Consider the following 9,501-nt stretch of genomic DNA (forward strand, 5'->3'; position numbering starts at 1 on the left):
CTGCGGCCCCCGCCGAGCCAACTGCGCCTGCGGAACCGGCGACGCCCCCGGCGCCCGCAACGCCAGAAGCTCCTGCCGATCCTGCGAACCCCGCGGCACCTGCGCCCCCGACGGAGCCCGCCGCACCAGTCACCCCCGCCACCCCGGCCGTGCCACCCGCCCCCCCCGCGAAGGCCGCCCCCGCCAACCCCGCCGCAGCTGCCGCCGTCTTCGCGCCGAACGCCAGCGACAACGCGAAGCCGATCGGCAGTGGGACGAGGGCGATTCCGACGAGGAGGCGTTCCGCCGGAACGACGGACTCGCGGGGGTCGCCGCAGTAGGCGCAGCCGCGCAGGTGCCGGGCCAGGCGTTTGCGCCAGACCGAGTCGCGGCGGCCGTCCCAGCGGCTGGTGGTGGCGCGGAGGTCGGGGCAGGCGCCGTCGAGGGCGCGGACGACGCCTCGGGCGGTCTCCAGGCGTTCCTTCATCCGCTGGACGCGGACGGCCGCGTGCTGGCGGCTGATGCCGAGCGCCGATGCCAGTTCGCGGCGGGTGAGTTCGCCCGCGACCTCCAGCCACCACAGGGAGAGGAGTTGGCGGTCCTCGTCGTCGAGCCAGCGCACCGCCTCCGCGACCTCGCGCCGCTGGCCCTCCAACTGGAGCCGTAGGACAGTCAGTTCGGCGAAGTCGGCGGCGTCTCCCGGCAGGCCGTCGGGCAGCCGGTCCGGTGATTTCCGGCGCGCCCGGTCCCGTATCTGGCGCATGGCGATCGCCACCAGCCAGGAACGGAAGCTGTCGGGGTCGCGGAGCGAGCCGAGGTGGTCGACGGCGCGCAGCATCGTCTCCTGGACCACATCATCCACGTCGGCATGGCCGTTGAGGGCGCGGCCGACCACGTTGTAGACCAACGGCAGCCAGCCCGCGACCAGTTCGTCCAGCGCCCGCCGGTCACCGGCCTGCGCCGCCGCGATGGTGGAGCGCCACTGTCGCCCGTCCACGTCGCCCCTCACCCTCCCCGGTGTCACCTGATGTCACTTGTTGTACGTCGGTGCCATTCGGTGCACGTCGGTGTCACTTGCTGTACAGCAGCGTCCCGAAGCCCAGTTGGTCGAAACCGCCGCTGTTCGGGCCGTAGTCGCCGCCACCGCCCTCCGCACGCACCTTCTCAGCCATGAGGGTGATGAACGGGGTGGAGAGGCGTCGCCGTCGGGCGTAGTGGTTGTACAGAACCTCCCAAACCGGGCGCACGGCACCCCGGGCTATGTCGGAGATCACAGGCTGCTCCGTGTACCGCCCGTTGCCCTGACCGCTGCGCCAGGCGTACGTCGTGAAGGGCACGGCCGCGCCGAGGTTGTACTTGGCGACGTACTCAGCGGCCTTCATGAACCGGTTGTCGAGGTAGCCGTAGAGGTCGACGTCCTGGTTCCAGGCCATCTCGCAGATCGCGCCCATGAGGCCCATGCCCATCATGGTGTGGCCCTGGTCGCGGCCGCTCTCCTGCCACTGGGCGAGGTCCTGGCCGGCGTAGACGAAGGGGATGGCGTGCTTGATCGAGCCGTTGCCCGCGCCGGACTTCATATAGGTGATGGCGCGCTGGAAGGTGGCGCGGTCGTCGCACAGGATGCCGATCGCCATGAGGGAGGCGACGTTGCACAGGTCCCAGTTCGCCCAGTAGTTGGTGATGTTGGCGGTGTTGTGGTTGGTCAGGAAGTCGATGTTCATCGTCTTGAAGACCGTGAGCATCATCTTCTTGAAGCGGGCGAACTCGAAGTGCGGGTGGTCGCGGACGAGTTCGGCGGCGTTCGCGAACTGGTAGCCGTAGATGCCGGAGGCCAGGAAGCGGTCGGCGTTGCCGTTGACCGAAGTGAGGGTGGCCGACCAGGCGTTGAGGATGGCGACGGCCGTGTCGCCGTTGGCCTTGGTGCCGCCGATCTTCCAGCGCAGGGCGTTCTGGTAGGCGGCGTGGATGTCGTTGTACAGGGTGACGTAGTTCTGGCCGGTGCCGCCGCGTACGACGACTGCCTGCGGGCGGGGCTGCCACGTGCTGGCGGAATGCCGGTTGTCGGCGAGGCGCGTCCAGCCCTTCAGCCAGGGGTCCTTGCGGGCGGCGACCCGGACCTTGGCGCGGTGCAGGTCGCCGGCGTTGTGCAGCATGCCTGGGTGCGCGAGGGCCTGCGGCCGGGCGGTCGCGGTGCCGATGACCGTGCCGGTCTGCGCGGCGTCGGCCCCACCGCCGGAGAACGCGGCGATCCCGCCGCCGACCACTCCCGCCGCCGCGACTCCGCCACCGATGGTGAAGAGGCCTCGGCGGGTGAGGCGGTGCTTGTTGGCGGGCTCGCGTGCGCTGGTGGCCATGTGGAGGGGCTCCTGTGCGTGGGGAAAGTGCGGACGCAGTGGGAGACGGGGTGAAGGCTTCCGCGATAACAGTTTTTGCGGCGCCACGTGCGACGCCGGGTGCGGCGCCAGGTACATCGCCGGATTGGATCCCGTAGGGGGCATCCCCGGCAAAGCCCTTGTGCAGTACGGCAGTTGATCCGGGACACACCAGGGTCGGGCCCCTCCTCGCCGACGATCCGCGGACGGCCGTACCGGACAAGGCTGATCACCGACACCCGTCCCGCCGCAGATCCCAGGAGCAGCCGATGCGCGTCCGCCCCCGCACCACCGTCCTCACCGCCTCCCTCGTACTCGCCCTCGCGGCAGGGCCGTTGGCCGTGCCCGCGTTCGCCGCGTCCCCGGCGGCCACCGCGCGGCAGACGGCCGGACCGGACGCCGAAGCGCTGCGCGCCGCGCTCGTCGGGCTCCCGGACTCCGACGCGACGGCGGCTCTCGTACGGGTGGGAGGCACGGACGGGACCTGGCGCGGCAGCGCGGGTGTGCACGATCTGGAGAGTGGTGCCGCCGCCGATCCCGACGCGCGCTTCCGGGCCGGTTCGACGACGAAGGTCGTGACCGCGGCGACCGTGCTGCGGCTCGTGGCGCAGGGGAAGGTCGACCTGGACACACCGATCCAGCGCTATCTGCCGGGGCTGCTCGCCAAGGCCTTCGAGCCCGTCTCCGTACGGCAGTTGCTGAACCACACCAGTGGCATCCAGGCCGGTGACGGTTTCGGGGACGCCTTCGAGGACCAGTACGCGCACCGCTTCGACACGCTCACGCCCCGGCAGGTCGTGGCGTCGGCGGTGGCGAAGGGACCCGAGTTCCGCCCCGGCGAGCAGCAGGACTACCTCAACATCAACTACACGATCCTCGGCCTGCTGATCGAGAAGGTGACGGGACACTCGTACGCCTCGGAGGCCACCCGGCTCGTCCTGCGCCCGGCGGGCATGCGGGACACGTACTTCCCCGGCACCGACCCGCGCATCCTCGGCCCGCACAACCACGGCTACCAGACCGTCCAACAGGCCGACGGCACAACGAGGTTCGTGGACGTCACCGACTGGAACCAGGCGGACCGCTGGGCGGCCGGCGACATGATCTCGACGACCGCCGACCTGGAGCGGCTGATCACCTCGCTGTTCCGGGGCCGGATCGTGCCGGGGCCGCAGTTGAGGGAGATGTTCACTGTTCCGGCGGGCATCGAGGGCGCCAGCTACAGCGCGGGGTTCCAGCGATTCGAGTACGGCGGCAAGGTGTACTGGCTCAAGTCGGGTGCCCGGTACGGCTACAGCGCGGTCGTCCTCGCCACCCGCGACCTGTCCCGCACCCTCGTCTACTCGGTCAACTCGACGGACGCGAAGGGCGAGTCGATGAACGCGGTCGCGGAGCGGATCGCACTGGCGGCACTCAAGTAGCCAGCGCCGGAGCGGGAGTTGACGCGAGAGTCGCTGCTTCCAGTCGCTTGATCTTCTTCCGTACGACGTACAGCGGGACGATCCCGATGACCCCGAACGACATGTCGATCACCGTCCACCAGAAGGGAATTCCGCGGATCGGCCCGCAGATCAGGGCGAGCGGGACGATCCCGGCGCAGGCGATCATCCCGAACTCGACGACCCAGACGTTGCGGACCGGGTCGCGATACGGGCCGTAGAAGGCGACCGCGATGACGAGGTGTGCGAAGGCCAGCCAGTCCGTGCCGTAGAGGAGGAAGGGGTAGTCGGTGTCGGCGGTGTCGAGTCCCTGTCGCACCCGCACGATCCAGTCCATCAGGGTGGGCAGGTAGTGCGGTACGGACAGGGATCTCAACACGTCCTCGGTCCAGCGGAGTTCGTGGACCAGCGGGAAGGCGGTGGCGCCGCTGAGCACCAGAAGGACGACGAACAGGACCAGCCAGGCGCGGATGCCCTTCAGGAGGGCGGCTCTGTCGTTCATGGCGGTAGCCTACGCCTGGAATTGAACACGTTCAAAACCGTCCTCGCCCCGTCACCACGCGTCCTGCGTCAGGAAGAACCTCCTCCAGAAGCCGGTCTTCGCCTTGCTCGCGACCGGGATCGGGCCGAAGTGGTCGCCGGCCTCCATGACCGTGGGGGACTTCGGGTCGTAGGCGGGCCAGGTCGGGAGGCCGGGGCCGTTGGGGTTGCCGGTGGTGGTGTAGTTCGCCCAGTAGGACGACATGGTGTCGCCGATCGCGCGGTCCTCGTCGGTCCAGTACGGGGTCGGGTTGTCGAAGACGTAGGCGATCTCGGAGCCGTGGTAGGCGCCCCGGATGTCGTGGTCGGGGCCGGGCGGGCGGTGGGTCCAGAAGTACGTGTAGACCGGTTCACGTACGGACCGCGTCCACCTCGTGCCCCACAGGTACGTGGACACACGGGAGTTGTCGCGGATCGCGTCGTTGCTGGCGAGGGCCGCCTCGTCGTCGGTCGTCGCGGGGTACAGCCTCAGGAACTCGTCGGCCATCGACCCGAACTTCTGCCGGGCCGCGCTCGCACAGTCCGCCAGCGTGACGTGGACGGGGGGCGCGCCCGGCCTGCCGGGATAGCCGGCCTCGCGCCAGTAGTCGAAGGCGGTCTCCGGTACGGCGCCGCTCTCGTCGAGATTGTTGCCGGCCAGGAAGAAGACGCTGTTCTGGGCGCCGGACGCGTACGTCGTGCCGTAGCCCGAAGGGATCACCCAACCGTCCACGACGGGCCGGAACAGCGGCGGTTTCGCGACACCTGGCTGGTGGCCTCCACCGTGCCGATCGCCTTGCCGTTGTGCTCGTTCCAGGGCGGGTTGGCCGGGTCGGAGCGTGCCGTGCAGCCGGTCTGGGCCGGGTCGGCGCAGTCGACGTAGAAGGAGTAGGTGAAGACGCCGGACGGGAGGGTGTCGTGTACGTCCACACTCCCCCGGCGCCCCTTTTCATGTCCACCACCGGCCAGTTGGCGGCCGGGGAGTTGGGATACGCGATCGGGATGTCACCGGGCCGCCACTGGGCGGGTGTTGTCCCCGGGGTCTCGATGGTGCTGCCCTCGGGGCTGGAGAGGGCGGGCAGTTCGTAGGGGTTCGCGAAGTACCACTCGCCCTTGATCTGGACGCGGGTGGCCTTCGGGTCCCGGTAGCGGAAGGTGACCTGGTAGCCGGTGGGGGCGGTGCGGGTGTGGGTCACCTGGGGCGAGAGAGGCCGGGTGGTGGAGCCGTGGGCGGCGGCCGTGCTGCCGCCCACGGTCAGGAGAAGTGCCGCGAGGAGGGCGAGGAGGTGGCGAACCCGCCTCGCCCCACGATGAGTTGGTTGCCTCACGACGCCCCTGGGCTCTGCCAGAAGTCCAGGTCGTGCTCCTGCACGAAGTCACGGGTGGACTTGGAGCAGGCCGCCGGCGGCCGGTTGCTCGACGGGGCGGTGTCGCAGGCCTTCAGGGACATCAACTCCCCTGTCCTGGTGCTGCACTTCGGCCAGTTCGGCGTGCCCGAGCCGTTCGGGTCGCCGGTCGTGGTGAAGCGGTCCCAGAAGGTGATCATCTGCCGGGACAGCTCCAGTTGGTCGTCGTCGTACGGCAGGGTCTGGCCAAGGTAGTCCCAGAGGTAGCCGAGGTCGTCGACGTGGATGGCCCCGCCGAACGGGAAGTCGCTGGCCGTGGCGCTCTTCTGCTGGAGCCGGTAGATCGAGGTGAAGTGCGGGGTGTCGCTCTCGGCGAACTCGTAGGCGTACGTCGGCACCCACTTCGACAGCCGCGCCATCAACTGCCGGCGGTCGTAGGAGGTCGAGCCGTTCTGGACGGCGGTCCAGGCCTGGCCCGGGGTGGGGTAGGCGGTGAGCCGACTTCACGGCCTGGGTGTACTGGTCGGCGGTCATCGGCGTGCCGAGGTAGTCGTACGTCTGGAACGTGAACAGGCCGCGTTCGCTGTTGGTCTGGCCGAGCATGACCGGGACCTTGGTGAAGTGTCCGGTCTGTACGGCCGTCGCCGGGTCGACCGGGAAGGCGGTGCCGCCGAGGGACGGGCGGACGGGGGCCTTCAGTTGGGCGGTGACGATCGCGGAGGCGGGTTCGGCGCGCAGGCAGGCGAGGACGTCGGAGACGGTGGCGCAGCCGATCTCCTTGACGAAGGCCTGGCTCTGGGTCTCACCGGCCGCCGCCGTCTGGAGGCCGCAGCTGCCGCTCATGATGACCGCACGGGCGAACAGGCCCGTGGCGGTGGGCGAGGCGAGCTGGTCGCAGACCGAACTGCCGCCCGCGGACTGGCCGGCGATGGTGACGTTCCTGGCGTCGCCGCCGAAGTGCCCGATGTTGGACCGCACCCAGCGCAGCGCCGACTGTTGGTCCAACAGGCCGTAGTTTCCTACGCCGTTGGCGTTCTCGGCGCGCAGTTGCGGCAGGTTCAGATAACCGAGCGGGCCCAGGCGGTAGTTGACGGTGACGACGATCGCGCCCGTCTGCTGGACGAACTTGCGCGGGTTGGTGTCCTGGCCTGCGCCACCGAGGAAGCCGCCGCCGTGGATCCACACGACGACCGGGGTGTTGGCTCTACTCCCCTGCGGGGCATAGACGTTGAGGTCGAGACAGTCCTCGGTGGTGATCGCCTTCTCGTAACCGGGGTCCCAGCCGGAGGGCTGTGAACAGCGGTCGCTGAAGCGGGAGGCGTCGCGAACACCGCTCCAGGCGGCGGCCGGTCGAGGTGCCGTCCAGCGGTTGGCGGCGGTGGGGGTGGCGGCGTAGGGGATGCCGAGCCATGCGTCGTATCCGGTCTGGGCCTGGCCCGCGACCTTGCCGGTGGCGGTGGACACCACCAGGGATGAGTGCTCTGAACTCCCTGATGCGGGAGCCGACTTCAGTGCGTGTACGGCGATCGGGGACAGCAGCCCCAGGCCGAGCACGCTAACGGTTGCCAGGGCGGTGCGGAAGGATTGGCTGCAATTGCCCCTGCGGGCGCAGGAGTTACCGCGCGTACGTCTGGACGGCCGACGGCTCGACGGAGCGTGCGGTCGCCGAGGACGAGGCGGGCGCCGATCCAGGTGCCGAGGCGGATGCCGATGCCGAAGCCGTCGGGGCCGTGGACGGTTCCATGGTGGGGACCGGTGTGCGGCTCGGGTTCCGGGAGCCGGCGGGGGAACTCGGGCTCGCGGTGGGGCTGGGTGCCCTCGTCGCGGACGAGGAGGGCGGGGCCGTAGGACTGCTGCTCGCGGGGGGTGGGGCGAGCGGGACCGTGGGGGTCGTGGGTGAGTCGTGGTGGGCCAGGCGGAACGGGAGCGCGGCGAGGACGATCACCGCGCAGGTCGCTCCGGCGCCGATCGTCGCGCGGAGCAGGCGGCGGCGGTTCGCGCCGCGGCGGATCGACTCGTAGCGGCCGGGGGGCGGACCGAGGTATTCGGAGGAGGAGGGGCGCAGGATGACCGTGAGGGGGTCGTCGAGGTCGATGTCCGGGCCCTCGTCTCCCTCGTCAAAGTGTGTGGTCAAGGCTTCTCCTCAGGTGGGCGCGGAGCAGTTCGCGGGCCGCGTGGAGGTCGGCCTTGATGGTTCCTTCCTTGCGTCCGGTGAGCACGGACACCTCCCGGATCGGCATGTCAGCGTAGTAGTGCAGCAGGATCGGGACGCGCAGCCGTTCGGGCAGGGACTGCACGAGCAGCCGTACCGAGGGGTCTTCCTGTTCGGTCGGTGGGCGGATCGCCTCCTCCGTGGTGGCGCGGCGCACGGCCCGGCGTTCGCGCTCCAGTTTGCGCCAGTGGTCACGGACGAGGTTGGCCGCGGTGACGTAGAGGAAGCCGCGGGGTTCCGCCACGTTCGTCCAGCGGGCCCAGAGCCGGGTGAACGCCTCGGAGGCGATCTCGTGCGCCGTCTCGTCGTCGTCGACGAGACGGCGGCACCAGCCGGCGAGGCGCGGGTAGACGGCGGCGAACAGTTCGGACGCTGCCCTCTCGCGGGACCGTTTCAACGCTCTCCATGGTCGTGACGTGGTACGTCGTACTCGGTACGGGCTGTGGGGGATACGGGGGTACGGGATTTCACTCGGTCAGCGTGGCGAAGACAATCACGTTGTCGAGATAGCCCGAACCGGTGCGGGTCCCGCCGCAGGTGATGAGACGCAGTTCGGGGCGGTCCACGTTCCCGTACACCTCGTCCGACGGGAAGTCGGCCTTGGCGACCGTCCGTACGGTGGTGACGGTGAACGTGGCCGTCGTGCCGTTCTCCAGGCCCGCCTCGATCCGGTCGCCCTTGCGCAGCTTCGCCAGGTGGCGGAAGACGCCGTCCCCGTACGCGCCGACCGTCACATGACCGAGGATCACCGACGGCCCGGTCTGGCCGGGCGTCGGCGAGTGCCGGTACCAGCCCGCCCGGTCGTGCGCCGTGATCGGCGGCACCTGCACGGTGCCGTCCGAGGCCAGCCCCAGCTGCATGACCGGGGTGTCGACCCCGATCGCCGGGACGCGCAGGGTGACCGGGACGGAACGGGTGAGGGCGTGCGCCGCCTTGGCCGGGGGTTGCGCGGAGGGCCGTCCGGAAGGCGTCGAACTCCCTTGTCCCTGAGGGGCGTTCGCGGCCGAGGTCGTCCCGTGCCCGCCACCGCAGCCGACGAGCAGCGATGCCGTCGCCGCGGTGACGAAGGCGCGCCTGGAGAGCGAGGTCATACGCCTGTCGTCCTCCGACGCCGTACGACGACGAAGGCGCCGCCGCCGACGACCAGCGCGGCGGCTCCCCCGCCGACCAGCCCGGTCGTCAGGTCGTCGGACGACTTCGACACCGAGGTGACACCGGTGTCCGGGGCGCCGCTGGGGACCTCGGCGACCTGGCTCGGGGCGACGGTCCCTTCGGCGGAGGGTGCGGCGCTCGCGGTCCGGGTGGGTTCGGCGGTGGGGGCCGGGGTCGGCGCCCTGGTGGCGCTCGGCGCCGCGGACGGCGAGGCGGACGGGGCGCGGGTCGGGGACGCGGAGGCCCCGGCCGCGAACGCGGGCACGGTGCTCGCCAGCACGGCACCGCAGGCGAGTGCCAGGGCGCTGAGGACAGTTCGGCGCATGAATCGCTCTCTCTCGTCGGCCGCCCCACCGGGTCCCTCGGACCGTTCGGCGGTGGGGCGGGTCACTGATCGAACGGAGAGACGAGGCAGCGGGAGGGCGGGTTGTAAAGAGCGGGCAAAGTCGTTCGAGGGGCCCATCGGTGGGTGGCCCCAAGGG

At 70.4% G+C, this 9,501-nt stretch carries 12 protein-coding genes and 1 pseudogene; 2 read left to right on the forward strand and 11 right to left on the reverse strand.

Translation table 11 applies throughout. From position 1 onward, the window contains the following. On the reverse strand, positions 1–976 hold a 976-nt coding region (locus tag ACFWP5_RS50180; RefSeq protein ID WP_384173400.1), incomplete at its 3' end, for a sigma-70 family RNA polymerase sigma factor. A 73-nt stretch (positions 977–1,049) separates the two neighbouring features. Further along, entirely contained in the window at positions 1,050–2,333 is a 1,284-nt protein-coding gene (locus ACFWP5_RS50185; RefSeq protein WP_384173403.1) for an alginate lyase family protein, read from the reverse strand. 287 nt (positions 2,334–2,620) lie between these two features. Between ACFWP5_RS50185 and ACFWP5_RS50190 the strand changes: the two genes are divergently transcribed. Then, entirely contained in the window at positions 2,621–3,772 is a 1,152-nt protein-coding gene (locus ACFWP5_RS50190) for a serine hydrolase domain-containing protein (protein ID WP_384173406.1), read from the forward strand. On the opposite strand, the gene ACFWP5_RS50195 is transcribed toward ACFWP5_RS50190, so the two are convergent. From ACFWP5_RS50195 to ACFWP5_RS50205, 3 genes are read right to left on the reverse strand one after another with little or no spacing between them, the layout of a single operon-like run. Next, the gene (locus tag ACFWP5_RS50195) at positions 3,765–4,292 is read right to left on the reverse strand and encodes a hypothetical protein (RefSeq protein WP_384173409.1); all 528 of its coding nucleotides are present in this window, start codon (positions 4,290–4,292) and stop codon (positions 3,765–3,767) included. The two genes, ACFWP5_RS50190 and ACFWP5_RS50195, sit on opposite strands and share 8 nt — an antisense overlap. Before the next feature lie 51 nt (positions 4,293–4,343). Beyond that, positions 4,344–5,030, reverse strand: coding sequence for a carboxylesterase family protein (locus ACFWP5_RS50200; protein WP_384173412.1), 687 nt, complete (start codon positions 5,028–5,030; stop codon positions 4,344–4,346). Next, on the reverse strand, positions 5,027–5,239 hold the full coding sequence (locus tag ACFWP5_RS50205; RefSeq protein ID WP_384173415.1) for a hypothetical protein: 213 nt from the start codon (positions 5,237–5,239) through the stop codon (positions 5,027–5,029). The genes ACFWP5_RS50200 and ACFWP5_RS50205 overlap by 4 nt, the downstream gene beginning before the upstream one ends. A 21-nt stretch (positions 5,240–5,260) precedes the next feature. Here ACFWP5_RS50205 and ACFWP5_RS50210 point away from each other — a divergent pair, with 21 nt between their 5' ends. Then, on the forward strand, positions 5,261–5,398 hold the full coding sequence (locus ACFWP5_RS50210) for a hypothetical protein (protein ID WP_384173418.1): 138 nt from the start codon (positions 5,261–5,263) through the stop codon (positions 5,396–5,398). A gap of 235 nt (positions 5,399–5,633) precedes the next feature. On the opposite strand, the gene ACFWP5_RS50215 is transcribed toward ACFWP5_RS50210, so the two are convergent. The 6 genes and pseudogenes from ACFWP5_RS50215 to ACFWP5_RS50240 all read right to left on the reverse strand — a co-directional run bounded on the left by ACFWP5_RS50215 (position 5,634) and on the right by ACFWP5_RS50240 (position 9,344). Continuing rightward, positions 5,634–6,074, reverse strand: a complete 441-nt coding sequence (locus ACFWP5_RS50215) for a carboxylesterase family protein (RefSeq protein ID WP_384173432.1) — start codon at positions 6,072–6,074, stop codon at positions 5,634–5,636. Positions 6,075–6,231: 157 nt separating this feature from the next. After that, positions 6,232–7,209 (reverse strand): annotated as a pseudogene (locus tag ACFWP5_RS50220) (carboxylesterase family protein); the annotation flags it as partial. 61 nt (positions 7,210–7,270) lie between these two features. Continuing rightward, positions 7,271–7,789 (reverse strand): hypothetical protein, encoded by a 519-nt coding sequence (locus tag ACFWP5_RS50225; RefSeq protein WP_384173421.1) that lies wholly within the window; start codon positions 7,787–7,789, stop codon positions 7,271–7,273. Then, positions 7,773–8,264 carry an RNA polymerase sigma factor gene (locus tag ACFWP5_RS50230; RefSeq protein ID WP_384173423.1) on the reverse strand — a complete coding sequence of 164 codons (492 nt, stop codon included), beginning with the start codon at positions 8,262–8,264 and terminating at the stop codon, positions 7,773–7,775. The genes ACFWP5_RS50225 and ACFWP5_RS50230 overlap by 17 nt, the downstream gene beginning before the upstream one ends. Before the next feature lie 70 nt (positions 8,265–8,334). Beyond that, positions 8,335–8,958, reverse strand: coding sequence for a class F sortase (locus tag ACFWP5_RS50235; RefSeq protein WP_384173426.1), 624 nt, complete (start codon positions 8,956–8,958; stop codon positions 8,335–8,337). Then, on the reverse strand, positions 8,955–9,344 hold the full coding sequence (locus ACFWP5_RS50240; protein ID WP_384173429.1) for a sortase-dependent protein: 390 nt from the start codon (positions 9,342–9,344) through the stop codon (positions 8,955–8,957). The genes ACFWP5_RS50235 and ACFWP5_RS50240 overlap by 4 nt, the downstream gene beginning before the upstream one ends. Positions 9,345–9,501: the final 157 nt, after the last annotated feature.

It is taken from the genome of Streptomyces sp. NPDC058469 (genome assembly GCF_042721125.1).
Classification (GTDB): domain Bacteria; phylum Actinomycetota; class Actinomycetes; order Streptomycetales; family Streptomycetaceae; genus Streptomyces.